20 protein-coding genes, 2 tRNA genes and 1 pseudogene are annotated in these 25,419 nt (G+C 66.8%); 16 read left to right on the forward strand and 7 right to left on the reverse strand.

The window, feature by feature from the left end; translation table 11 throughout:
- Positions 1-13: 13 nt before the first annotated feature.
- The 3 genes from pyrH to rpsB all read right to left on the reverse strand — a co-directional run bounded on the left by pyrH (position 14) and on the right by rpsB (position 2,747).
- On the reverse strand, positions 14-739 hold the full coding sequence (gene pyrH / locus C3942_RS19420; RefSeq protein WP_104232032.1) for a UMP kinase: 726 nt from the start codon (positions 737-739) through the stop codon (positions 14-16).
- Positions 740-833: 94 nt separating this feature from the next.
- Complete coding sequence (gene tsf, locus C3942_RS19425; RefSeq protein WP_104232033.1) at positions 834-1,883, reverse strand: translation elongation factor Ts; 1,050 nt, start codon at positions 1,881-1,883, stop codon at positions 834-836.
- Positions 1,884-1,907: 24 nt separating this feature from the next.
- The gene (gene rpsB, locus C3942_RS19430) at positions 1,908-2,747 is read right to left on the reverse strand and encodes a 30S ribosomal protein S2 (RefSeq protein WP_104232034.1); all 840 of its coding nucleotides are present in this window, start codon (positions 2,745-2,747) and stop codon (positions 1,908-1,910) included.
- Between the two features lie 176 nt (positions 2,748-2,923).
- On the opposite strand from rpsB, the gene map reads away from it, so the two are divergent.
- Genes map through C3942_RS19455 form a run of 5 tightly spaced genes read left to right on the forward strand, consistent with a single transcriptional unit; the run spans position 2,924 to position 9,355 of the window.
- The gene (gene map, locus C3942_RS19435; protein WP_104232035.1) at positions 2,924-3,703 is read left to right on the forward strand and encodes a type I methionyl aminopeptidase; all 780 of its coding nucleotides are present in this window, start codon (positions 2,924-2,926) and stop codon (positions 3,701-3,703) included.
- The gene (gene glnD / locus C3942_RS19440; protein ID WP_104232036.1) at positions 3,703-6,381 is read left to right on the forward strand and encodes a [protein-PII] uridylyltransferase; all 2,679 of its coding nucleotides are present in this window, start codon (positions 3,703-3,705) and stop codon (positions 6,379-6,381) included. Before map ends, glnD begins: the two co-directional genes overlap by 1 nt.
- Positions 6,382-6,412: 31 nt before the next feature.
- Complete coding sequence (dapD, locus tag C3942_RS19445; RefSeq protein WP_104232037.1) at positions 6,413-7,234, forward strand: 2,3,4,5-tetrahydropyridine-2,6-dicarboxylate N-succinyltransferase; 822 nt, start codon at positions 6,413-6,415, stop codon at positions 7,232-7,234.
- Between the two features lie 7 nt (positions 7,235-7,241).
- Positions 7,242-8,375 (forward strand): succinyl-diaminopimelate desuccinylase, encoded by a 1,134-nt coding sequence (gene dapE, locus C3942_RS19450; RefSeq protein WP_104232038.1) that lies wholly within the window; start codon positions 7,242-7,244, stop codon positions 8,373-8,375.
- A complete protein-coding gene (locus C3942_RS19455) occupies positions 8,372-9,355 on the forward strand; it encodes a YheT family hydrolase (RefSeq protein WP_104232039.1) in 984 nt (327 codons plus the stop codon). The genes dapE and C3942_RS19455 overlap by 4 nt, the downstream gene beginning before the upstream one ends.
- Before the next feature lie 56 nt (positions 9,356-9,411).
- Here C3942_RS19455 and C3942_RS19460 read toward each other — a convergent pair whose 3' ends face one another.
- Entirely contained in the window at positions 9,412-10,425 is a 1,014-nt protein-coding gene (locus C3942_RS19460) for a class I fructose-bisphosphate aldolase (protein ID WP_104232040.1), read from the reverse strand.
- A gap of 548 nt (positions 10,426-10,973) precedes the next feature.
- Positions 10,974-11,061 (reverse strand) — tRNA-Ser (locus tag C3942_RS19465).
- A gap of 98 nt (positions 11,062-11,159) precedes the next feature.
- On the opposite strand from C3942_RS19465, the gene C3942_RS19470 reads away from it, so the two are divergent.
- From C3942_RS19470 to C3942_RS22875, 11 genes and pseudogenes are all read left to right on the forward strand, one after another.
- On the forward strand, positions 11,160-13,382 hold the full coding sequence (locus tag C3942_RS19470; protein WP_133164367.1) for a sensor histidine kinase: 2,223 nt from the start codon (positions 11,160-11,162) through the stop codon (positions 13,380-13,382).
- Positions 13,379-15,589 (forward strand): sensor histidine kinase, encoded by a 2,211-nt coding sequence (locus C3942_RS19475; protein ID WP_104232042.1) that lies wholly within the window; start codon positions 13,379-13,381, stop codon positions 15,587-15,589. Before C3942_RS19470 ends, C3942_RS19475 begins: the two co-directional genes overlap by 4 nt.
- Positions 15,586-16,233, forward strand: coding sequence for a response regulator (locus C3942_RS19480; protein ID WP_104232043.1), 648 nt, complete (start codon positions 15,586-15,588; stop codon positions 16,231-16,233). The genes C3942_RS19475 and C3942_RS19480 overlap by 4 nt, the downstream gene beginning before the upstream one ends.
- 65 nt (positions 16,234-16,298) lie before the next feature.
- Positions 16,299-16,374 (forward strand) — tRNA-Thr (locus tag C3942_RS19485).
- Positions 16,375-16,740: 366 nt separating this feature from the next.
- A pseudogene (locus tag C3942_RS23050) lies at positions 16,741-16,902 on the forward strand (prepilin-type N-terminal cleavage/methylation domain-containing protein); the annotation flags it as partial.
- Positions 16,876-17,373 carry a GspH/FimT family pseudopilin gene (locus C3942_RS19490; protein WP_436286244.1) on the forward strand — a complete coding sequence of 166 codons (498 nt, stop codon included), beginning with the start codon at positions 16,876-16,878 and terminating at the stop codon, positions 17,371-17,373. The pseudogene C3942_RS23050 and the gene C3942_RS19490, both read left to right, overlap by 27 nt.
- Positions 17,367-17,900, forward strand: coding sequence for a type IV pilus modification protein PilV (pilV, locus tag C3942_RS19495; RefSeq protein ID WP_104232045.1), 534 nt, complete (start codon positions 17,367-17,369; stop codon positions 17,898-17,900). Before C3942_RS19490 ends, pilV begins: the two co-directional genes overlap by 7 nt.
- Before the next feature lie 11 nt (positions 17,901-17,911).
- Positions 17,912-18,781: a PilW family protein gene (locus C3942_RS19500; protein ID WP_165797542.1), complete on the forward strand. Its 870-nt coding sequence runs from the start codon at positions 17,912-17,914 to the stop codon at positions 18,779-18,781.
- Between the two features lie 13 nt (positions 18,782-18,794).
- Positions 18,795-19,397 carry a pilus assembly PilX family protein gene (locus tag C3942_RS19505; RefSeq protein ID WP_165797543.1) on the forward strand — a complete coding sequence of 201 codons (603 nt, stop codon included), beginning with the start codon at positions 18,795-18,797 and terminating at the stop codon, positions 19,395-19,397.
- 48 nt (positions 19,398-19,445) lie between these two features.
- Positions 19,446-23,420 carry a pilus assembly protein gene (locus C3942_RS19510; protein WP_165797544.1) on the forward strand — a complete coding sequence of 1,325 codons (3,975 nt, stop codon included), beginning with the start codon at positions 19,446-19,448 and terminating at the stop codon, positions 23,418-23,420.
- A 9-nt stretch (positions 23,421-23,429) separates the two neighbouring features.
- Positions 23,430-23,882: a type IV pilin protein gene (locus C3942_RS22875; RefSeq protein ID WP_104232048.1), complete on the forward strand. Its 453-nt coding sequence runs from the start codon at positions 23,430-23,432 to the stop codon at positions 23,880-23,882.
- A gap of 70 nt (positions 23,883-23,952) precedes the next feature.
- On the opposite strand, the gene ispH is transcribed toward C3942_RS22875, so the two are convergent.
- On the reverse strand, positions 23,953-24,909 hold the full coding sequence (ispH, locus tag C3942_RS19520) for a 4-hydroxy-3-methylbut-2-enyl diphosphate reductase (RefSeq protein WP_104232049.1): 957 nt from the start codon (positions 24,907-24,909) through the stop codon (positions 23,953-23,955).
- Between the two features lie 7 nt (positions 24,910-24,916).
- The gene (lspA, locus tag C3942_RS19525; RefSeq protein WP_104232050.1) at positions 24,917-25,414 is read right to left on the reverse strand and encodes a signal peptidase II; all 498 of its coding nucleotides are present in this window, start codon (positions 25,412-25,414) and stop codon (positions 24,917-24,919) included.
- Positions 25,415-25,419 lie beyond the last annotated feature (5 nt).

Genomic DNA, 25,419 nt, shown 5'->3' on the forward strand with positions numbered 1-25,419 from the left:
ATTCGGGTCGGGTTCAGGCGTCGACGTAGGTGCCGAAGCTGCGGTCGCCCATGACGATCTTCATCAGCGCACCGGGGCGGTCCATGTCGTAGACACAGAGTTTCATCTTGTTGTCGCGGCACAGCACCATGGCGGTCTGGTCCATCACGCCCAGGCGGCGGCTCAGGGCCTCGTCATAGGTGACCGTGTCGTACCGCGTCGCGGCAGGGTCCTTCTTGGGGTCGGCGGTGTAGATGCCGTCCACCTTGGTGGCCTTGAGCATCAGGTCGGCGCCGATCTCGATGGCGCGCAGGGCGGCCGCCGAGTCGGTGGTGAAGAACGGGTTGCCGGTGCCGGCGGCGAAGACCACGACCCGCCCCTTCTCCAGGTGGCGCACGGCCTTGCGGCGGATGAAGTCCTCGCAGACCTCGTTGATGCGGATGGCGGACTGCACGCGGGCCTGCAGGCCGGTGCTGCGCTCGATCGCGTCCTGCAGGGCCAGGGCGTTGATGACCGTGGCCAGCATGCCCATCTGGTCGCCGGTGATGCGGTCCATGCCGGCCTTGGCAAGGGGCTCGCCACGGAAGATGTTGCCGCCGCCCACCACCAGGGCCACCTGCACGCCGGCCTCGACCACGGCCTTGATCTCGTTGGCCAGGAAGGAGGTCACCGGGGGCGAGATGCCGAAGCCCAGTTCGCCCATCAGGGCCTCGCCAGACAGCTTCAGCAGAATTCTCTTGTACGCAGGCTGGGCGGACATGGTGGGCTCTATCTGGCGGATTTTGCTGAGTTTATATAAAAAGAGACCCCGTTGCCGGGGTCTCGTTCACAACTGTTGCCGATTTTAGCGCAAATCAGGCGGAGAGGCTGGCCTGGGTTGCGGCGACTTCGGCGGCGAAGTCTTCCTTCTTCTTCTCGATGCCCTCGCCCACGGCGAAGCGGACGAAACGGGCCACGGAAGCCTTCTTGTCGGCCAGCACCTTCTCGACGGACTCGCCGTTGGCAGCCTTGACGAACGGCTGGCCCAGCAGGGTCAGCTCGGCCTTGAACTTGGCGACCTTGCCGTCGACCATCTTGGCCAGGATCTCGGCGGGCTTCGGCTTGAAACCGCCGCCGAACTTCTTCTTGACCGCCGCGTACTCCTCGTCCCAGGCCTTCTTGCCCTCGTCGGACAGGCCGGCATAGGTGCCGTCCTGCTTCTCGCCGTCCATTTCCTTCAGGGCGGCGCCGTACTTGTCGGCATCGGCCTTGGCATCGGCCTGTTCCTGGGCCACGGTGGCGTCGATCACCTTGCGCTCGGCTTCGATCACCTCGGCGGGAATCTCGCTGGCGCTCAGGTAACGAGGAGCCATGGCGGCGGTGTGCATCGCCAGGTCCTTGGCCAGCTCGGCATCGCCCTTGTCCATGGCCAGGGCCACGGCGATCTTGTCACCCGGGTGCACGTAGGTGACGAGGTCGGCGCCGGCCTTGGAGACGATCTCGAAGCGGCGCAGGGTGATGTTCTCGCCGATCTTGGCCACCAGGCCGCGGCGCTTCTGGTCCACGGTCTCGCCGCCGGCCGACAGCTGGCCGAGGGCTTCGACGTCGGCCGGGCGGTGCTTCAGGGCCAGTTCGGCGGCCTCGCGGGCCAGGGCGCGGAAATCCTCGCCCTTGGCCACGAAGTCGGTCTCGCTGTTCAGCTCGACCAGGGCCACGGCGTCGTCCGACCTGGCCAGGGCGATGACGCCCTCGGCGGCGGTGCGGGCGGCCTTCTTGTCGGCCTTGGCAGCACCATCGAGGCGCAGCTTCTCGGCGGCGGCGTCGATGTTGCCCTCGGTGGCTTCCAGGGCTTTCTTGCAGTCGGACATGCCGGCGCCGGTGCGCTCGCGCAGTTCCTTGACCTGGGCAGCAGTAATCTGGGTCATGGGGTCTCTCTGTGGGTCTGCGGCTTACTCGCCGGCCTGGGGGGCGCCGCGGCCACGGCCGCCGCGGCCGCGGTCACCGCGGTCACGGTCGCCGGCGCCGGGCTTGCGCGGGGGGCGCGGCTTCTTCGGGGCCGAACGGTCCTCGGTCACTTCCGGCGGGGCCTCGCGGAACGGGATCGGGTTGGCGCCGCGGGCCTCGATGATGGCCTCGGCCACGCACTGGGTGTAGACGCGGATGGCGCGGGTGGCGTCGTCGTTGCCCGGGATCACGCACTCGATGCCCGAGGGGTCATTGTTGGTGTCGACCACGGCGATGACCGGGATGCCGAGCTTCTTGGCCTCGGCCACGGCGTTCTTCTCGTAGCCGGTGTCGATGATGAACAGGCCGTCCGGCAGGGTCGGCATTTCCTTGATGCCGCCCAGCGACTTGCGCAGCTTCTCGAGCTCGCGCTGGAAGGTCAGCTGCTCCTTCTTGGTCAGGCGGTTGATGGTGCCGTCCTCGACCGACTTCTCCATCTCCACCAGGCGCTTGATCGAGGCCTTGACGGTCTTGAAGTTGGTCAGGGTGCCGCCCAGCCAGCGCTGGGAGACGAAAGGCATGCCGCAGCGCTTGGCCTCTTCCTCGATGGCCTCACGGGCGGCGCGCTTGGTGCCGACGAACAGGATGCGGCCACCGTTGGCGGCCAGCTTGCCGGCGAAATTGCAGGCGTCCTTGAGCAGCGGCAGGGTCTGCTCGAGGTTGATGATGTGGATGCGGCTGCGTTCGCCGAAGATGAATTCGTCCATCTTCGGGTTCCAGTAGCGGGTGCGGTGACCGAAATGGACACCGGCTTCCAGCAGCTGGCGCATGGTGATGTTCGCCATTGACACTTCTCCTTGGGTTAGGCAAATCGCGCCCTATGTGAGAGCTCACCCAAGTGGGGCGCGAGTGGATTTTCAAAGGGGTTACAATCGGGGAATCCGGTTGATTGCCTTTGAAGGGCGCGCTTTATACCATAATCAACCTTTGATTTCAAAGATTTCCCGGTAGCCAAGCCCCCATGGGCGTCACCATCAAAACCCCCGCCGAACAGCAGAAGATGCGCGAAGCCGGACAGGCCGCTGCGCAGGTCCTGCAAATGATCGCCCCCTACGTGAAGCCCGGCGTCAGCACCGAGGAGCTGAACCGGATCTGTCACGACCATATCGTCAAGGCCGGCGATGTCCCCGCCCCGCTGGGCTACGGTGCCGCCCCCGGCCGGCCGCCGTTCCCCAAGTCGGTCTGCACCTCGGTCAACCACGTGGTCTGCCACGGCATCCCGGGGCCCAAGGTCCTGAAGAAGGGTGACGTGATCAACATCGACGTCACCGTGATCAAGGACGGCTTCCACGGCGACACGAGCCAGATGTTCTATGTCGGCGAGCCCAGCATCCTGGCGCGCCGCCTGGCCGAGACCGCCCACGAGGCCATGATCGAGGGCATCCGGCTGGTGCGCCCCGGCGCCCGCCTGGGCGACATCGGCCATGTCATCCAGAAGTACGCCGAGGCCCGCGGCTTCTCGATCGTGCGCGAGTACTGCGGCCACGGCATCGGCCGCATCTTCCACGAGGACCCGCAGGTGCTGCACTACGGCAAGCCGGGTAGCGGCATGGAGCTGGTGCCGGGCATGACCTTCACCATCGAGCCGATGGTCAATGCCGGCCGTCCCGAGGTGAAGCTGCTGCCGGACGGCTGGACCGTGGTGACCAAGGACCATTCCCTGTCGGCCCAATGGGAGCACACCGTGCTGGTGACCGAATCCGGCTACGAGGTGCTGACCCTGCGCGGCGGGGAGATGTGATGGGAGCCGAATTCGACCTGGCGGACGAAGACGCCTCCGCCATCTTCAGCGCACCCCGCATCCGCTCCCGCCTGGCCCAGGGGGCCTCCCCGGTAGCGGCCTTCCGCGAGACCCTCAAGTGGGGCCGCGAGCGGCTCTACACCCTGTTCCATGAGGGCACCGCGGCCGACGCCCTGGTGCACGCCCGCGCCCACCTGGTGGACGAGGTCCTGCGCACGGCCTGGCAGAAGTTCCTGCCGGAACTGACCGACGGCCTGGCCCTGGTGGCGGTGGGCGGCTATGGCCGCAGCGAGCTGCTGCCGCACTCGGACATCGACATCCTGCTGCTGCACTCCGGCGAGGCGCTGGAACAGCACCGCAAGGCGCTGGAGCAGATGACCGCCTTCGCCTGGGACATCGGCCTGGAAGTCGGCCAGAGCGTGCGCACCGTGCAGGAATGCGTCGACGAGGCGGCCAAGGACATCACGGTGATGACCAACCTGCTGGAGGCGCGCATGCTCACCGGCGACGCCGCGCTGTACCAGCAGATGCAGCAGGCCCTGACGCCGGAACATGTCTGGCCGGTCAAGGCCTTCTTCGAAGCCAAGAAGGCCGAGCAGGCGGCGCGCTACCGCAAGTACGACGACACCGGCTACAAGCTGGAGCCCAACGTCAAGGAAAGCCCGGGCGGCCTGCGCGACATCCATACCATCGGCTGGGTCGCCAAGCGCCACTTCAACGCGCAGACGCTGGCCGAGCTGCGCGAGCACGGCTTCCTCAACAAGCAGGAAAGCGACGAGCTGTTCGCGGGCCAGGACTTCCTGTGGCGGGTGCGCTTCGCCCTGCACATGATCACGAACCGCCGCGAGGACCGCCTGCTGTTCGACCACCAGATCAAGGTGGCGGCGCTGTTCGGCTACGAGGACAACGACAAGAACCGCGCGGTCGAGCAGTTCATGCAGCTGTACTACCGCACGATCAAGTCGCTGTCCTGCCTCAACGACATGCTGCTGCAGCTGTTCGACGAGGCGATCCTGCACCCGGACGCCGGCGAGCCGGAGGTGCTCAACGCCCGCTTCCAGGTCCGCAACCAGACCATCGAGGCGCGCGACGACGACGTCTTCCGCAAGCAGCCCTGGGCGCTGCTGGAGATCTTCCGCCTGCTGCAGGAGCACCCGAAGATCGCAGGCATCCGCGCGCAGACGCTGCGCATGATCATGCGCGACGGCCGCCTGATCGACGACGCCGTGCGCAACGACGTGCGCGCCCGCGCGATCTTCATCGACATGTTCCGCGAAGGCCGCGGCCTGACGCGCAACCTGCGCCGCATGAACCGCTACGGCGTGCTGGGCCGCTACCTGCCCTCCTTCGGCAAGATCGTGGGCCTGATGCAGTACGACCTGTTCCACACGCTGACCGTGGACGAGCACGTGCTCTACGTGCTGCGCAACGCGCGCCGCTTCGCCATGGGCCGCTTCCAACACGAGCTGCCATTTGCCAACGAGGTCTTCACCCGCATCGCCAAGCCCGAACTGCTGTACCTGGGCGCGTTCTGGCACGACATGGCCAAGGGCCGCGGCGGCGACCACTCGACGCTGGGTGCCGAGGAGGCCGAGCAGTTCTGCCTCGATCACGGCCTGTCGCATGCCGACGCGGCGGTGGTGGCATGGCTGGTGGAAAACCACCTGGTGATGTCGCTGACCGCGCAGAAGCAGGACGTGCAGGATCCCAATGTGGTCGCCAGCTTCGCCCGCAAGGTCGGAGACCGCGACCGCCTGGACTACCTGCTGCTGCTGACCTGCGCCGACATCCGCGGCACCAATCCGGCGCTGTGGAACTCCTGGCGCGAATCCCTGCTGAAGGACCTCTACAGCTCCACCGCCCGCGCCCTGGAGCGCGGCCTGGACGACCCGGTGGTGCCGGAGGAGCGCGTGGCGGAAACCTGCGCGCGCGCCCTCAAGCTGCTGACCGAGCGCGGTACCGATACCCAGGCCGCCGCGCAGGTCTGGCAGCGCTTCGACCGCGACTACTTCCTGCGCCACTCGCCCGAGGAACTGGCCTGGCACCTGCCGGCGATCGTGTCGGCCAAGGAAGCCGACCTGCCGCTGGTGCTGGTGGAAACGCTCAGCGACCGCGGCACCACGGTGTTCGTCTACACCCGCGACCGCGACCACCTGTTCGGCCTGTCGGCCGGCGTGCTCGCGCGCCTGGGCCTGAACATCCTCGACGCCCGCCTGCACACCACCAACGACGGTTTCGTGCTCGACTCCTATGCCGTGATGGAGAGCGACAATTCGCCGATCCAGCCGGGCATCCGCTTCGAGGAGATCCGCAACGCGCTGCGCAAGGTGCTGAGCGATCCGGAGATGTCGACCGTGGAGGTCAACCGCCGCGTGTCGCAGCGCCTGCGCCACTTCAACACGCCGACGCACATCCACTTCAGCCAGGACGAGGCGCGCCGCCGCACGGTCATGGAACTGGTGGCCGCCGACCAGCCGGGCCTGCTGTCCATGGTCGGCCGCGTGTTCCAGAAGCGCGGCATCCTGCTGGACGCCGCCAAGATCGGCACCATCGGCGAGCGCGCCGAGGACGTCTTCTACATCACCGACCGCATGCACCGGCCGATCCGCGACGAGCGCGTGCTGGACGACCTGCGCGAGGTGCTGACGCGCACGCTGGACCGCACGGACGCGGCCTGAACCTTTTTCCTTTTTCGCCCCTGACAGAATCATGAGCAACCAAGAACTCAAGAGCCGTATCGAAGCCGCCTGGGAGGCCCGTGACGGCCTCGACAAGAGCGACGCCGCCCTGCGCAACGACGTCCAGGCCGCCATCGAGCTGCTGGACAGCGGCCAGGCCCGCGTGGCCGAGCCGATCGGCAACTCTCAGTGGCAGGTCAACGATTGGCTGAAGAAGGCGGTGCTGCTGTACTTCCGCCTGCACGACAACATCGTCATCCCGATGGGCGAGCACCAGGGCTTCGACAAGGTCCCGCTCAAGTACAGCGGCTGGACGCAGGAGCAGTTCGCCAAGGCCGGCGTGCGCGTGGTGCCTCCGGCGGCGGTGCGCAAGGGTGCCTACGTGGCCCCCGGCGCGATCCTGATGCCTTCCTACGTCAACATCGGAGCCCACGTCGGCGCCGGCACCATGGTGGACACCTGGGCCACGGTCGGGTCCTGCGCGCAGATCGGCAGCAACGTGCACCTGTCAGGCGGCGTCGGTATCGGCGGCGTGCTGGAACCCCTGCAGGCCTCGCCGACCATCATCGAGGACGAGTGCTTCATCGGCGCCCGCTCGGAGATCGTCGAGGGCGTGGTGGTGGAACGCGGCTCGGTGATCTCGATGGGTGTGTTCATCGGCCAGTCCACGCCGATCTACGACCGCGAGAACGACCAGATCCTCTATGGCCGCGTGCCGGCCGGCAGCGTCGTGGTGGCGGGCTCCCTGCCCAAGAGCGAGCGCTACAGCCTGAACTGCGCCGTGATCGTCAAGCGCGTCAACGAGCAGACGCGCAAGAAGGTCGGCATCAACGCACTGCTGCGCGACCTGTAAGCCTGCCATGGCAGACGGCGCCTCTCCGGTCCTGGACTTGCTGCGGCAGCTGATCGCCCGGCGCTCGTTGACGCCGGACGATGCCGGCTGCTGCGAGCTGATCGGCGAACGGCTGAAGAAACTGGGCTTCGCGCTGGAATACATCGATGCCGGCGGCGTCACCAACCTCTGGGCCACCGCCGGCAGCGGCGGCCCGCTGATGATCCTGGCCGGCCATACCGACGTGGTGCCCACGGGGCCGCTGGAGCAGTGGACCAGCGACCCGTTCCAGCCGCAGGTCCGCGACGGCCTGCTCTACGGCCGCGGCGCCGCCGACATGAAGTCGGGCATCGCCGCGATGGTCTGTGCCACCGAGCGCCTGATGGCGCGCCGTCCGCTGCGCGGCACCCTCGGCTACCTGATCACCAGCGACGAGGAGGGTGTGGCGCAACACGGCACCCGCCACGTGGTGGAGGTGCTCGAGGCCCGTGGCGTGAGGCCGGACTACGCCATCGTCGGCGAAGCCTCCAGCAACGAGAAGCTCGGCGACCGCATCGTCATCGGCCGCCGCGGCTCGCTCAACGGCATCCTCACCGTGCTGGGCAAGCAGGGCCACGTGGCCTACCCGCACAAGGTCGAGAACCCCATCCACCGCCTGGCCCCTGCCCTGGCGGAACTGGTGGGCACGGCCTGGGATCCGGGCAACGCGCATTTCCCGCCCACTTCCTTCCAGGTCTCGAACATCCACGCCGGCACCGGCGCGAACAATGTCGTGCCCGGCGAGTGCCAGGTGGTGTTCAACTTCCGCTACTGCACCGAATCCACCGCAGCCTCGCTGCGCGAGCGCGTGGAGGCCACGCTGCAACGCCATGGCCTGCGCTACAGGCTGGACTGGCAGCTCTCCGGAGAGCCCTTCCTGACGCGCCAGGGCGGCCTGATCGCTGCTGCCGAGGCCGCCATCGGCGCGGTCACGGGACTGAAGCCGGAGCTGTTCACCGGCGGCGGCACCTCGGATGCGCGCTTCATCTCGCCCTGGGGTGCCGAGGTGGTGGAGATCGGTCCTATCAACGACAGCATCCACAAGATCAATGAGCACGTCCGCGTCGCCGACCTGGAGCCCCTGTCGGCGATCTACGAGAAGGTGCTGGAGCAGTTGCTGTGAACGACGCGGGCTTCCGCCCGCCGCTGCTGATCCGCCATGCGCAGCTGCAGTCGATCCTGGCCACCAAGAGCCCGCGGCGCAGGTTGTGGCTCCGGCGCGGCAGCCGCATGGAAGCAGTGGCGAGCCGCCATGAACTGGACTGCGGCGACGGCGTGCGCCTCGCCGGCTTCCACTCGCGCCAGCCGGAAGGGAGCCCCCCGCTGGGCCTGGCGCTGCTGATCCATGGATGGGAAGGCAGCCACGAGTCCTCCTACCTCTACTCGATGGCCTGCACGCTGTATGCGGCCGGCTACAACGTCTTCCGCCTCAACCTGCGCGACCATGGCGGCACCCATGGCCTGAACCGCGAGCCCTTCCATTCGGCCCGTATCGACGAGGTGCTGGGCGCGGTGCGGGCGGCGCAGCAGCTCGACGGCGACGGCCGCCTCTACGTGGTCGGATTCTCCCTGGGAGGCAATTTCGCCCTGCGTGTCGGCCTCCACGGGCCGCGTGCCGGCGTCACCCCCCGGCTTTCGGTGGGCATCTCGCCGGCGATCCATCCGGGATCGACCCTGGACGCCATCGAATACGGGCCGCTGATGTTCCGCTGGTATTTCATGGACAAGTGGCGCAAGACCCTGCGCGCCAAGAAGAACGCCTGGCCGGAGCACGACTTCTCCGCCTTCGACGGTGTCCGCAGCTTCACCGAGTCGACGCGGCGCTTCGTGGCCGGTTTCACCGACTATCCGTCGATGGACGACTACCTGGCCGCCTATACGCTGACGCCGGAGATGCTGATGGCGGCGCCCAGCCCGCTGGCGGTGCTGACGGCCAAGGACGATCCGGTCATTCCCTGGCGCTACTTCGACGGCCTGCGCGCCGAGGGCGCGGTGCGCGCCTTCCTGGCGACGGACCAAGGGGGCCACTGCGGCTTCATCGAGGACCTGCGGATGACCAGCTGGGCGGAGGCGCGCGTGCTGGAACTGCTCGCGACAGCCTAGAGTCCCCACAACGAAAAAGGCCGCCCCGAGGCGGCCTTTTTCGTTCAGCGGACAGCTCAGGCCGCCTTTTCCAGCGCGGCGCTCCACTGGCCCAGCGCGGCCAGGCCATTCATCTTGGCGCGGTGCAGGTGGGCCTTGCGGCCGGCGTCGGCGTTGTTGCCGCCCCAGGCCTTCAGCGCAGCGGCCTGCAGGGCGCGGCCGTAGGAGAAGGTCAGCTTCCAGGGGTTGGGGCCGAGCTTGTTCATCTCGTCCAGGTGCGCGGTGGCGTCTTCGTCGGACTGGCCGCCGGAGAGGAAGGCGATGCCCGGCACGGCGGACGGCACGTGGCGCTTGAGGGTGCGCAGCGTGGCGGCAGCCACCGTCTTGCGGTCGGCCTGCACCGGGCACTTCTTGCCCGAGATGACCATGTTGGGCTTGAGCACCATGCCCTCGAGCAGCACGCGCTGCAGGTTCAGTTCCTGGAACACGGCGGCCAGCGTACGGTTGGTGACCTCTTCGCAGACTTCCAGGCTGTTGTCGGCGTCCATCAGCACTTCCGGCTCGACGATGGGCACGATGCCGGCTTCCTGGCACAGGGCGGCGTAGCGGGCCAGCGCATGGGCGTTGGTGTGGATGCAGTAGTCGGAGGGGATGCCGTTGCCGATGGTGATGACCGCGCGCCACTTGGCGAAGCGGGCGCCCGCCTCGTGATACTTGGCCAGGCGCTCGCGCAGGCCGTCGAGGCCCTCGGTCACCAGCTCGCCCGGGGCGCCGACGAGATCCTTGGCACCCTTGTCGACCTTGATGCCCGGGATCACGCCCTTGGACTGCAGGAGCTTGGAGAACGGCGTGCCGTCCAGCGCCTTCTGGAACAGGGTTTCCTCGAACAGGATCACGCCGCTGGTGTACTGCTCGAAACCGGCGGTGGTGAAGAGCATGTCGCGGTAGGCCTGGCGGTTGGCCTCGGTGTTCTCGACGTTGATGCTCTTGAAGCGCTTCTCGATGGTGCCGGTGGATTCGTCGGCGGCCAGCAGGCCCTTGCCGTCGGCCACCATGGCCAGCGCGATCTGGTTGAGGGTTTTCTCGTTCATGTAATCAAAAGCTCCGCGGTCAGGTGCGTTAGTTGAGAAGTCTTTGCGTTTCAGGGCGCGCGAATTTTAAAGAAACAGGCGGGCAAATTCAGCTATGGGACGTGAAATAGGGCACGGAAAGTCAATTTTTCGCGCCATTCCGGGGGATTGCGCCGGAGATTCCGACACCTTGGGTACGGCCTCGTTCCCGCAAGGATCGCCACCAGGCCATCCTTGTCCTCCGCAGAAATGGCCGGGTCGGCGCCTGCCCCCGGCCGTGCTGCCCTGCGCCTTCGCGCAGGGCCCGAACCCTCATCCGTACGGTCCGGGGGTTCGAATCCCCGTTTCCATCCCGTCGCTTACCGCACATCCTTGAAGCTGGCTGATTCTGGCGGAGAGAGAGGGATGGCTCGCCGCCTGAGGCGGCTCGGGGCTGCGCCCCGCGTCCCTCCGGGACGCGCAGCCCTGCGCCTTCGCGCAGGGCCCGAACCCTCATCCGTACGGTCCGGGGGTTCGAATCCCCGTTTCCATCCCGTCGCTTACCGCACATCCTTGAAGCTGGCTGATTCTGGCGGAGAGAGAGGGATTCGAACCCCCGGACCCGTGAAGGTCAGCGGTTTTCAAGACCGCCGCAATAGACCGCTCTGCCATCTCTCCAGAGATGGGCATTTTACCTACAAATCCTTGGCCCTGGACGGATTTTTACCACCATAAAGGGGGTGCGTCGGCACTTTGGCAGCCGCTAAGCTTTCAGCATGGACCTCCGCCCGCCCCATTCCGCACCCGCTCGCTGGCTTGCAGCGCTCGGTGCCGTGGCCGCGGCGGCCGCGGCGGCGGTGCTGGCGCTGGCCCTGTCCCAGCCTTCGCTGGGCTTGGAACTGGGCATGGCGGATACGGCCGGGGCACCTCCGCTGATACCCCAGCGCCACCAGGGCGGGAGCGTCATGGCGGTGCTGGCCGGCCTCGGCACCGCCGACGGCCTGCGCATGGAGCTGCGCAGCGACGACCTGGCTCCCGAGCCGGACACCACCTTCCCCGCCTATGTGGACTACAACCGCTTCCTCCAGCGCCAGGGCGAAATCGCCGCGCTGCTGCAGGCCCCGGAGGTGACTCTGTACGGGACGCAGGGCTCCCTGCAGACGCTGGCGCCGGCACCGCGCCGGCTGGACCAGTTGCCCTGGCAGTTCTGGCTGCAGCTGATCGTCTCCGTGGCAGGCCTGGTGGTCGGCGGGCTGGTCTGGATCTTCCGCCAGCAGGACCAGGCGAGCCGCTATTTTGCGCTGACCGGCGTGGGCCTGTACCTGAGCGCTGGCAGCGCGGCGGTCTACAGTACCCGCGAGCTGGCGCTGGCATCCGAACTGTTCAGGGCCCTGCACATGGCCAATGGCCTGGGAACCATGCTCTTCTGCGGCGCCTTCGCCGCAGTGTTGCTGCACTACCCCACGCGCCTGACCCGGCTGAGCCTCGGACCGCTGCTGGTGAGCGTCTACCTCCTGCTGTCGCTTGCCAGCGCAGCCCAGTTGTTCGATGGATTCGACACGGCCTTGCGCGTACCGGTGCTGCTGGGCTTCCTGGCGACTCTCGGCCTCGCGGCCTGGCAGTGGGCCCGCGTGCGCCAGGACCTGGTGCTGCGTGCGGCCTTCCAGTGGTTCCTGTTCGCCTGGTTCGTGGGCAGCGGCCTGTTCCTGATGCTGGTCTTCGTGCCGGCGCTGATGGGGCGCGACACCGGCAGCGCACAGGCGCCGTCGTTCGCCCTGTTCCTGCTGATCTACCTGGGTGTCGCCTTCGGCATCGCCCGTTACCGCCTGTTTGACCTGGGCCTGTGGTGGTTCCGGGCCTGGGTCACGGTCATCAGCGTGGGCAGCCTGGTGGCACTGGATCTGGCCCTGATCGCGGTACTGCACGTCGACCGGGCACTGGCGCTGACGGTGAGCCTGCTGGTGATCGGCACGCTATACCTGCCGCTGCATGCCTGGCTGTGGCGCCGCCTCACCGGCAATGAACAGAAGCGCGATCCCATCGCGGTGATGCAGGACATGGTGCTGTCGGCCCACCGCGGACCGGCCGAGGCCTGGAGCGACACCCTGCGCGGCCTGTTCCAGCCGCTGCAGATGGAACGGCTGTCCCCCTCGCCCCCGCAGCACCGGCTGGCCGATGATGGGCTCACCCTGGAGCTCCCGGCGGATCGGCTGCTGCCCGCCTTGCGGCTGCGCTACGCGGACCATGGCCGGCGCCTGTTCTCCCCGCACGACGTCCAGACCGTACGCACCCTGCAGATGCTCTGCGGCCGGATCTTCGCGTACGGCGAAGCCACCCGCCTGGGCATGGAGCAGGAACGCCAGCGGATCGCCCGCGACATGCATGACAGCCTGGGCGGACGCCTGCTGACCCTGCTGCACCTGGCCCCGGAAACGCTGCAGCCACAGATCCGCGAGGCCCTGGACGACATGCGCCTGACCGTGAACTGCCTCAGCAGCGGCGGCGCCTCGTTGGGCGAGGCCCTGGGCCAGTGGCGTGCGGAAGTGGATGAGCGCTGCGACTCGGCGCAGGTACAGTTGCGCTGGCAACAACCGGAACAGGGCCCGGGCCTGGACCTGCAGCTGGAGCCGGAAACGCTGCTGCACCTGCAGCGCTTGCTGCGCGAGCTGGTCAGCAATGCGCTGCGCCACGCCAAGCCCACCGTGCTGCAGGTGCGCTTCATGCTGAGCGGCGGCGCACTGTCCTTCAGCGTCGAGAACGATGGCTGCCGCCTGCCGCCCTCCGGCTGGAAGTCCGGCGTGGGGCTGAAGAGCATCCGCTACCGGGTGGAAACACTGGGCGGCCAGGTCAGTTGCCAGGAGCCGCTGCCCGGCAGCGTGCGCCAGACCTGCATCCTGCCGCTGATGCCGGAACCGGTGGAACCCGGAACCTCCGGTCCATCCGCCGCGCCGGCGGACATGGTGGATCTGCCGAAACAGGCACTGGGCAGCCCCTCATGAGCACCTACTTCCCGGACCGCAGCGATCGCCTCGATGCCACGGCCGTGCCCCGGAAGCTGCCGCGCCATCTGCTGGCCGCGGCAGCGGTGATGCTGCTGGCGCTGGCGGAGTTGCTGCTGAGCCTGCAGCTGGCCACCCGGCAACCCTGGCTGGGACTGGACCTGGCCGTGCCGGCCGATGGCCAGGGCCTGGAGGTGGAGAATGTCGCCGCCGACGGCCCCGAGGCGCAGTTGCGGCACGTGGGACTGCGACTGCTGGCCCTGCGTGGCAGCGACGGCCGGGCACTGCGCCTGGAGCCCGGCGACCTGGTCGAGGAACCGGATTACTTCAACGCCTACGCCGACTACCGCGCCTTCTTCGCCCGGCAGAGCCAGCTGCACCGGCTGCTGCAGGACCCGCAGCTGGAGGCGCTGGGCTCCGACGGCCGCTGGGCACCCCTGCCGCGCGCCGCGACCCGCGATCTTTCCGACCTGCCCAGCCTGTTCTGGCTGCAGCTGCTGTTCGCCGTAGCCGCGCTCAGTGCGGGCGCCGCCGTGGTGGCGATCCGCCCGCAGCGCGAAACCTGGTGGTACCTGGCCACCAGCCTGGCGCTGTCGCTCACCTGCGCCACCGCGGCGATCTACAGCACGCGCGAACTGGCGCTGAACGGTGAGCTGTTCCACCGGCTGTCGCTGCTCAACCACCTGGGCGGACTGCTGTTCCCGGCCTGCGCGATGAGCATGCTCTGGCACTATCCGCGCCCGCTGGGCCGCCGTCAGGTCGCCTGGCTCTTCCCCGGTGCCGCCGTGGCGATCTGGTGCCTGCACGCCCAACAGCTGCTCGGCAATCACGACCTCGGCTTCCGCCTGCAGGTCATGTTCGGCATGCTCGGGTTCTGCTGGCTGGCCTGGAGCCAGTGGCAGCGATCCATGGCCTATCCCGCCGATCGGGCCGCCCTGAAGTGGTTCCTGTTCTCCTGGGTGGCCGGCAGCGGCCTGTTCATCGTCGCGCTGTTCCTGCCGCTGATGCTGGGCCTGGGGCCGTTGATCCCGCAGGGCTACCTGTTCGGCCTGCTTCTGCCCTGCTACCTCTGCATGCCGCTGGGCCTGACCCGCTACCGTCTGTTCGACCTCGACCGCTGGTGGTTCGAAGCCTGGGCCCTGTTCGCGGCCGCCTGCTCGATCCTGGTGCTGGACGGTGTGCTGATGCACCTGCTGGAACAGTCCGCCCAGTCCGCACTCGTCGTGGCCCTGGCAGTGACGGGCTGGTTGTACTACCCGCTGCGCCGTCTCGCCTGGCAGTGGCGGCAGCGCGAGCGCCAGGCTTCGCGCATCGAGCGCTATACCCAGGCCTCGGCCCTGATGCTGACCCTGGCGCCGGACACGGTGCCGATCCACTTCTGGAAGAAGCTGCTGCAGGCGGCCTTCGCGCCGCAGCAGATCCGCGCGGCGGGCGAAGCACTGCGGGACATCGCCCTGCTCGACGAAGGTAACGTGCTGGCGCTGCCGCCCGCGCCGGGGACCGAAAGCCTGCTGCTGTTCGGCGCCGAAGGCGGCCAGCGCCTGTTCGACCCCGACGACCTGAAGACGGCCCAGACCCTGGCCGGGTTGTTCGGACAGGCGATGGCGGCACGGGATGCCTATGCCCGCGGCGCCGAGGAAGAGCGCGGCCGCCTGCGGCGCGAGTTGCACGAGGATCTGGGGGCGCGCCTGCTGAATCGCATGCACAGCACGGCCGACAGCGGCGAAGCCGCCAGCAGCCGCGTGCTGCTGGAGGAAGTCCGCTCACTGATCGACCTTCTGGACCACCGCGAATTCCTGCTGGACGAGTGCCTCAACGAGTGGCGCGCGCAGTTCGAGGAGCACGGCGAGGCTGCCGGCACGGCCTGCCGAGTGACGGTACCGGCTACGGCGCCGGCGCTGCGCCTGAGCGTGGTGGAGCGCAGCTACCCCGCCCGTATCCTGCGCGAGGCCGTCAGCAACGCGCTGCGGCATTCGAAGCCCACCCGGCTTTCGCTGGAGATCACCATCGTGGGCCGCGATCTGGTCTGCGTTTTCGAGCATGACGGCCTGACCCACCCGGTTGCGGGGTGGCGCCCTTCGCGTGGAATTCGCAATATCGACATGCGGGTGCAGGATCTCAAGGGCAGCCTCCAGTGGCAGCAGGCAGCGCCCGACCGACTCCGCATGGAGTTGCGGTTCCCGCTGACTGATGGAGGCTCGAATTGAAAACCGGACTTGTCGTTGAAGACCTGCCTGCACCGGCCCAATGGCTTGCGGCCGTGCTGGAGGAAGCCTTCGCCGGCATCCGCGTGGACGTCGCGTCCAGCCTGGCGGAGGCCCGTGCGATCCTGGAGAAGCGCAGCCCCGACATCGCGCTGATCGATCTGGGCCTGCCGGACGGCTCCGGGGTGGACCTGATCCGAGACATCGCGCAGTCGCAGCCTCACTGTCAATGCGTGGTGACCACGATCTACGCCGACGACCGGCACCTGTTCCCGGCCCTGCGCTCCGGTGCCTCCGGGTACCTGCTGAAGGACCAGCCCAAGGAGCGCGTGGTGTCGGCGCTGCGCGGCATCGCCTCCGGCGAGCCGCCGCTGTCGCCGGTGATCGCCCAGCGCCTGCTGCGCGTGTTCGGTCAGGACCAGGCCGAGACCGCCGCCCAGGACAACCCCCTGTCCAGCCGCGAGCGCGAGGCCCTGGTGCTGATCGCCAAGGGCTACAAGCTGCCCGAAGTCGCCGAGCAGCTCGGCGTGACGCGCAATACCGCGGCCGGATTCATCAAGTCGATCTACCGCAAGCTCAATATCTCCAGCCGGGCCGAGGCGACGCTGGAAGCCGCCCGCATGGGCCTGGTGAGCACGCGCTTCTAGGGCCATTTCAGAACGCGATTGTTTGCGGTGGGGGCTTCCGCCTATAATCCGCGCCCTTCTACCATGCCGAAATAGCTCAGTCGGTAGAGCGACTGATTCGTAATCAGTAGGTCGCAGGTTCGATTCCTGTTTTCGGCACCAGCACTTAGGTACGTTTCCGGTTATGCAGATCCGGAAGCTTTTTACAAAAAAGGGGCAGCTTCGGCTGCCCCTTTTTTGTTTCCGGCTCAGGACTGACGTTTCCCCTCCCCTCGCGGCGCTCGCGCCTATGGGGCGTTGCCATGGTCGTTTTAGGCCGAATTAGGCTCAAAAGTCACCGAATGACGCCTCATAAACCCGTTGGCAATACCCTGGTCGGGCAATTCACACCGTCTGTCGCTACCGTCCGTCGGCGAAGAACCGCCCATTCCAGACTGTGAGTATGTTTTCTCTAACCGCTTTGGAGCGGTTCAGGGATGCTGGAGAGGCAGTATGAAAAACACTGCCCCTGGCCGGGGGAGGGAACGGATGAAGCGCGGTTTTGTTGCGACCAGATCAGATCGGAAAGTGCCCCGAGTGACGGGTGGGCGGAGCCGTACCCGGCCTTCCGCGGCGCTCCGGAACCGCGACAGGGGGTTCAACCTGCTGGAGGCCATGATCGTGGTGTCGATCGTCTCCATCTTGGCCATCATCGGCGTTCCATCCTTCCGGGACTTTTCCGCCTCCCGCGCGGTACGCAGCCACGTCGACGATCTGGCCGGCGCCATACGCTTGGCGCGCACGGAGGCCCTCAAGCGCGGTGTCCCCGTGACGCTTTGCCGTACCGGTAACGCCAACGCGGCAAGCCCCAATTGTGAAGCCGGCACCGACTGGTCCTCGGGATGGCTGATGTTTGCGGACCGCAATCCGCGCGGCACCGTGGATGCCAACGATACGCTGATCCAGGTCCAGCAGGCTTCCAGCAATACCGACGGCATCATCCGGACCGGCACTGCCGCCATCACGTTCATCCCGGCAGGCATCGCGCCCGGGGCCGATGGCAACTTCCTGATCAGGCCCAGGGTGAACGCCAGCTCGCCCCGCTATACCACGCTCAGCCGGCGCATCTGCGTGACCAACAGCGGCGCGACCCGGCTCATCAATGGTACCGGCGCATGCTGAGCCCACTGCCATCCCCGTCACTCCAGGGCCAGCGCGGCGCGAGCCTGATCGAGGTACTGGTCACGGTCCTTCTGCTTTCGTTTGCCATGCTGGCCATGGCCAACATGCATGCCATGTCCCTCAAGTACGTCAAGATGGCGGAGTTCCGCGGTATCGCCACCGAGCTGGCCCTGGACCTTGGGGACCGCATGCGGGCCAACGCCAGCGGGGCCGGCAGCTACGTCTACACAGCCACTTACAGTCCCACCTCCTCCGCCGTGACCGTTCCGGCCTGCTCCAACACCCTGGTCTGCACGCCGGCGGAGATCGCGGCGATCGACCTGGCGGAGATTCGCAATGCCGTGCGTCTGGCCGTTCCCGGCGGCGGCCTGCGAGTGGAGCGCGATGCCGCCAACCCCACCGTCATGAACGTCTGGGTCATCTGGCAGGACCCCGAGGGCAATGTGGCATCCACCCTGCTGACCTGCCCGGGCACCATCACCGCGACCCCGCAACCCAACTGCCTGGCCATGAGGGTGGCGCTATGAGCAGCATCCGGATGCCTCCCCACCGGACCCGTCAGCGCGGCTACTCGCTGATCGAGATCATGATCTCGCTGCTGATCGGCGCCGTGATGATCGGGGCGGTGCTGACGGCCGTCTCCGGCACTGGGCTCAGCGGCACCCGCCAGAGCGGGCATGCCCAGTTGTCGGAAGACGGGCAGATCGCCCTGAACCTTATCGCCACCCAACTGCGCATGGGCGGGTTCTGGGAGCCCACGTCTCCGGTCTCCTCGCTGCACAACACGCAACCCATGCTGTTCGGCTGCCGCAACGGATTCTCCAGCGTGACCGCCGCCTTCGGCTCACTGGCTTGCGCAACCGGCACCGGTAACGACTCCGTGGCGGTCCGCTACGACACCAACGAGGGCGGCACGACCGGCTTCGATTGCCTGGGTGCCGCAGTACCTGCCGGCGCCACGCCTCCAGGCTGGGTCGACAATCGCTTCTACATCGCCACCGGCCCCAGCGGGAACCCCTCGCTGTTCTGCCGCGGCAACGGCGGCGGCGATCCCCAGATGCTGGTCGATAACGTGGAGACGCTGCAGTTGCGCTACGGCATCGCCCAGGCTGCCGCGGCCGGGAACTCGGACCTGCTTTTCGACCGGGGCACCTTCGCGGGACAAACGGTGCGATACGTCAGGGCCGATGCCCTGCTGACGACCTGCCCCCGCTTGTCGCCAGCTTCCAACTCTTGGTGCGGCGTCACCGCCGTGCGTGTCTGCATCACCATGCGCACGGCGCCCGGGGCAGGCCCCACCACCGGCACCGCCTTCGTCAACTGCGACGGGACCAGCACCACGATCGCCGACAGCCGGCTCCGGCGAAGCATGGTGACGACCGTCAGCCTTCGCAACCGCATGCCCTGACCGTATGCCCTCCATGACCAGCACACGCCATATTCGTTATCACCCCGGATTCCACGGCAGGCGCAGCCGATCCGGCGGCGTGGTGCTGGTACTCGCCCTGGTCCTGCTCGTGGTCATGACCGTCTCGTCGGTGGTAGCCATGCGCGGCGCCACCGCCAGCGACATGGTCAGCCAGAACATCCGCTCGCAGAACCTCGCCTTGCAGGCCGCAGAGATCGCATTGCGCTACTGCGAGCGCCAGTTGATGAACAACGCGACGCTCAACGTCTTCTCCTTGAACAACGGAGCCGTGCTGGACGAGTGGCGCGTCGCCGGCAACTGGACGGACACGACGCGCGTCAATACAACGCCCTCTTCGTTCCTGGGCAGCACGGTCACCTACGCGACACCACCGCAATGCATCGTCAGGCGGCTTTCCTACGACGAGATGTATGGCTCCATCAACATGGACCAAACCACGATCCGCCCCGAAGACCGCGGAGTGCCGCCGGGCAACGTCTTCATCTACCGGATCACGGCTCGCGGATTCAGTCCCGAATTCCAGCGCAATTCGTCCGGCAAATCGATCTCGGGCTCCGAAGCCTGGGTCCAATCGACCATCCGGACCATTCTCTAGGCCATGGCCCAAACAGGGGCTCACCGCTTGCAGCAACCGAGGCTTCATATGAACACGCAGAAGGCCGGCTCCAGTCTCGCTTCGCTCTTCCTCAACCGTATACCACTGCGAGAGGCAGCGGCACTGGCCGCATTCTTCGGCGCCGCCGCACTGAATCCGGCCTGGGCAGACCCGGCGCAGTCACCGCTGCTGACCCGTTCGGAGAACCCCGCAAAGCCGAACGTCATGTTCACTTTCGACGATTCGGGCTCCATGGCCTGGCGCTTCATGCCCGACGCCGCCTCCTGGAGCACGACCAACGCGGTCCGCTGGTCGACGACTTTCCACCCGCTTGACGACGCCACCTTCGGCAATGGTGGTTCCGGCGATGGCGTACAGTTGGTCGCTACGCGACCCAATTTTCGAACCAGTTCCACGACCACGGTTTGCAGCCCTGACACCCAGTTCGCCGACTGCCGCGCCTTGGATCTGATCTCCGCGCGCATGCGCTCGTCGGCATGGAACACGGTCTATTACAACCCGGAAATCCGCTACCAGCCTTGGTACAACTCGGACGGTTCGCAGTTCCCGAATTCACCCCCCACTGCTGCCTGGCTGAACCCGAACAATCGTGTTGCCACCGACTCGGTCGATCTAACCGGCCTGCAGCCGATCCCGTCCGGGACCTACGTCTGCCGCTCGTCCACGACCACCACGCCGAACACCACGCTGACTGCAGACCGCAACAAGACGGCCACCTGTGGCCCCATCTCCACGGCTCCAGTCGGCACGGCCATCGCCTACGGCACGGGAAACTGCACTGCCGCCGTGCTGGGTACGACAGCGACCTACAATGGCACCGGCACCGGCAGTTCGACCTATTGCCGACTGACTGCTCCGACGACGCAGGCCCAGTGCACCACGCTGACCGGTGACAGCGCCAATTGGACCAGCAGCCAATGCCGCGTCAACTCCTCGCGCTGGGCCACCGCCACCTTCTGCACCACCCGTCTCGGTGGCGTCTGGCTCAACAGCGCGTGCTACCCAGGGAGCGCGGATGAGGCTTTCGCGCCGGCGACCTACTACGAGTACGTGAGCGGTGCCACCAGCACGTCGGAGGCCCAGAACTACCGCCGCATCCGCATCATGGACTACAGCACGTTCACCCGTGGCGCCGGCCGTACGGATTGCACGGTCTCGGGCTCCACCAGCTCCTGCACCCAGGCGCAGGAGTATCAGAATTTCGCCAACTGGTTCACCTACTACCGTACCCGCAACTACCTGTCGATCGCGTCCGCCAGCCGCGCGTTCTCCGAGCAGGGCACTGAACTGCGCGTGGGCTACGGCCGGATCAACAAGGCCAGCGCCAGCGTTGACGGCACGGCCGCCGCCACCGTCCAGCGTGGTGTCAGGACTTTCACCGGCAACGACCGTACGGCCTTCTTCAACTGGCTGTATACGGTACCGGCTTCCGGAGGTACGCCGCTGCGCCGCGCCATGGACGACGTCGGCAAGTACTACCAGCGAACTGACAACAGAGGGCCTTGGGGCAACACTCCGGGCACGGACGATGGCGTCGCCGTCAATACGCACCTGCAGTGCCGCAAGTCCTACCACATCCTGATGACCGACGGCTTCTGGAACGGAGACACTGCCTCCAGCACCATCAACGGTTCAAATGTGGACAATGTCGCCGGCCCGACGATCACCGGCCCGAACAGCCAGTCCTACCGTTACGTCAAGGCACGGCCCTACCAGGACGCCAGCGACAGCACCACCGGCACCCTGGCGGACGTCGCGATGTACTACTGGAACCGCGACCTGAGGACAGATCTCGACAACCGCGTCAAGCCGGATGCCAAGAATCCCGCGTTCTGGCAGCACATGGTCAATTTCACCGTGGGCCTGGGCGTCGGCGGCACGCTGACCTATCCCGACGATATCGCTGCGCTGCAGGCAGGCACGAAGAACTGGCCGGTCCCGGTCGGCGATACATCCACCGCGGTCGACGACCTCTGGCATGCCGCCGTCAACAGCCGCGGCGAGTATCTCAGCGCCAAGGACCCGGATGAGTTCGCCGCCTCGCTTTCCTCGATCCTCAATGAAATCACGGTTCGTAACGCCAGCGAAGGCGGCGTGGCTGCTACGGCCGCTACCCTGCAAGCTGGCAACCGCAAGTACGTCCCCGAATACAAGACTGCGATCTGGACCGGCAACTTGACCGCCTACGAGCTGGATCAATTCGGTCAGCAGCTCTCCCCGATCTGGAATGCCGCCAGCTCGCTTCCGGCGCATGGGTCACGCAACATTTTCGTCGGCACGCGCAACGGGACCCCGAAGGCTGAGACGTTTACCTGGAGCGGCATGAGTGCCGGCGTCAAGGCCGATCTGCCGGGCGCAACGGAAAACCTGGTGAACTACCTGCGCGGCGATGCGACCTATGAGGGCGGCCTTTACCGGGAGCGTGCCTCGCGCCTGGGCGACTTCGTGAATTCGCAGCCGGTTTACGTCAAGAGCCTGGTCGACATGCAGTACAACTTCTTGCCCAACGGGACAGCAGGTCGCACGACCTACAAACAATTCCTGACGGACAAGGCGGCGCGTACCGGGGTGGTGTTCATCGGCGGCAATGACGGCATGCTGCATGCCTTCCGCGATAGCGACGGCCGCGAAATCTTCGGCTTCATTCCCCGCATCCTGCTGCAGTACCTGCCGGCCCTGGCGTCCACCTCCTACGAGCATCGCTTCTATGTGGATGGACAACTGTCGGAAAGCGACGCCTACCTGGGCGGCGGTTGGAAGAATGTACTGGTGGGAGCCACGGGCGCCGGTGCCCGCGCCGTGTTTGCTCTGGATGTGACCAGCACCAGCACCATGAATGCGGGCAACGTGCTGTGGGAAATGGATTCCACGACGCAGTCCGAGCTGGGTTACGTCATGGCGCCTATCGAAATCGGCCTGATGAAGAATGGCCAGTGGGCCGCCATCTTCGGCAACGGTCCCAACAGCAATAGCGGCACCGCGCAGTTGTTCATCGTCAACCTGCAGACCGGGGCCCTGATCAGCAGGATCCAGGCGTCCACGGCGACCGGCAATGGCCTCGGCGGGGTGCGCGTGATCCGTGACGCCAATCGGGTGATCGTGGGCGCCTATGCCGGAGACCTGCTGGGCAACGTCTGGAAGTTCGATCTTGCGTCCACGAGCAGCGGCAGCTGGGGCGTTTCCTTCGGCGGCACTCCCCTCTTCCAGGCCGGCAGCACCAAGCCGATCACGGCAGCGCCGCAGTATCTCGCCCATCCGCTGGGCGGCTACATGGTGCTGGTGGGCACGGGCAAGCTGTATGACGAGGGCGATCAGGCCACCACGACCCAGCAGGCGCTCTACGGCCTCTGGGACAAGCAGCAACTCACCGTCGACGGCAGCGGCGTCGCTTCGTGGGCCACCATCACGCCGGCGGATGCCCAGGTCCTGAGCAGTGCCCTGGCCAACCATGCCTTCAATTCCACGACCATCAACGGACCTGATGGTGCGATCTACTACAGGCTCACCACGGCGCCGCTCAACTGGGCCACGCAACGCGGCTGGACCCTGCCGCTGACGATCGTGGCGGGGCACCGCAACCTGCTGTCGCCAAGCTTCATCTTCGGCTTTGCGCTATTCGAAACCATGTCGCCGACGACGCAGGGGGCCCTGAACCCCTGCGACGATACCGGCACCGGGGGCGCCTACAACCTGCTGATCAACCCCATCGACGGCACCATGCCGCAGTCGGCGCTTTTCGACACCAACGGCGACGGCTACGTCAACAGCAGCGACACGATCGTAGCGGGATACCGCGGCACCTGGGACGGGCGCGACGTGGTCCTGGCGCAGAAGCCCTGCCTCAATCCGGACGATTGCCCGCCGGACCCCGAGAATCGCTGCGAGGACGGCACCAAGCTCGTTAGTGTCCAGAGCGCCATCGGCGGCAACAGCAACATCTGCGTCAAGCTGCCGCCCCGCGAGCGCTGGTGGTGGCGCCAGATCCAGCAGGTACCGGAATAAGGAATGCCCATGACCTATCGCAACACCCAGGCCGCACGGTCCAGGCAGGGACACCCCCACCAGGGCTTCACCCTGCTCGAGCTGATGATCACGGTGGGCATCGTCTCCATCCTGGCGACGATCGCCCTGCCGAGCTACACCGCCTATATCGATCGGGCCCGGCGTGCCGAGGCACGTACCGCCCTGCTGGACGCGGCACAGTTCATGCAGCGCTTCTACGCCGCCAACAACACCTACGTAGGCGCGGGTACCGCGATGCCGGCGGCACTCAAGCGAACGCCGGCGAACGGAACCCAGGCCTATGCGATCCAGGTCGCCGCGGGCGCGACGGCGACTTCCTATACGCTCCAGGCCGTGCCACAGGGTCCCATGACCGGCGATGAGTGCGGAACCCTGAGCATTACCAGCACGGGGGTGCGCGGCCGCACCGGTTCGCAGACGCTCGAACGCTGCTGGAAGTAGGAGGCACTGAGCTGACCGCTCGAAAAAAGGCGCCGCAAGGCGCCTTTTTGTTGATGATCGATCCCGGGGCTTAGCTCGCCGGCCCTGCAGCGGGCCGCCGCAGCGGCTGCGGCAGCGAGAAGACGATGTGTTCCTGCCGCCCCGGCAGTTCCTGCGCGGTTTCGCCGCCCAGTTCGCGCAGGCGCGCCACGACCTGCTTGACCAGGATTTCCGGCGCCGAGGCGCCGGCGGTGACGCCCACGGCCTTGCGGTCGGCCAGCCAGGCGGGGTCGATGTCCTGTGGCCCGTCGATCAGGTAGGAGGGAACGCCGCGCAACTCCGCCAGCTCGCGCAGGCGGTTGGAGTTGGAGCTGTTCTTGGAACCCACCACCAGCACCACGTCGCACTTGGAGGCCAGGTCCTTGATCGAGTCCTGGCGGTTCTGCGTGGCATAGCAGATGTCGTCCTTGCGCGGGCCGTGGATCTGCGGGAAGCGCTGGCGCAGGGCATCGATCACGCGCGAGGTGTCGTCCACCGACAGCGTGGTCTGCGTGACATAGGCCATGTGCGACGGGTTGCGGATGTCCAGGCTGGCCACGTCGTCCGGCGTTTCCACCAGGAGGATGCGGCCGCCCTGGGACTCGTCGAACTGGCCCATGGTGCCTTCCACCTCGGGGTGGCCGGCATGGCCGATCAGCACCACTTCCCGGCCCTCGCGCGAGTAGCGCTTGACCTCGATGTGGACCTTGGTCACTAGCGGGCAGGTGGCGTCGAACACGGTGAGGCCGCGGGCGGCGGCATCCTCGCGCACTTTCTGCGAGACGCCGTGGGCTGAGAAAATGCAGGTGGCGCCTTCGGGAATCTCGTCCACCTCCTCGACGAACACGGCGCCCTTGGCGCGCAGGTCGTCGACCACGAAGCGGTTGTGCACCACCTCGTGCCGCACGTAGATCGGAGCGCCCAGCACCTCCAGGGCCCGCTCGACGATCTCGATCGCGCGATCCACCCCGGCACAGAAGCCGCGCGGGTTGGCCAGAAGAATCTGCATCAGGACCTCATTTCTGCGGCGTGGCCGCCATTCTGCCGCGCCGCAGGTCCAGAAGCATGTCCAGGATCAGGAAGCCGGCACCGAAGGTAATGGCGATGTCGGCGACGTTGAACGCCGGAAAATGCCAAGTACCCACATAGAAATCTATGAAATCAACGACATGGCCGCGGGTGGCGCGGTCGATCACATTCCCCAGCGCCCCGCCCAGGATCAGCGCCAGGGCCACGGCGACCAGGCGCTGGCTGGAGGGGTTGGCGCGCATCCAGACCAGGATGCCGACGCTGACCACGGTGCCCAGCAGCACGAAGGCCAGCGGCGGCAGCTCGCTCATCATGGAGAACGCCGCGCCGGTGTTGTGGACACGGCAGAGGTTGAGGAACGGCGTCAGCGCCAGGCGCTCGAACTCGGCGAAGTTCTTCACCACCAGCTGCTTGGTGATCTGGTCCAGCACGATGATCGCGGCCGAGAGCCAGAGCCAGTAGACGTTCTTGTACTGGAAGGACATGGCGG

Source organism: Solimonas fluminis, from assembly GCF_002930645.1.
Classification (GTDB): Bacteria; Pseudomonadota; Gammaproteobacteria; order Nevskiales; family Nevskiaceae; genus Solimonas_A; species Solimonas_A fluminis.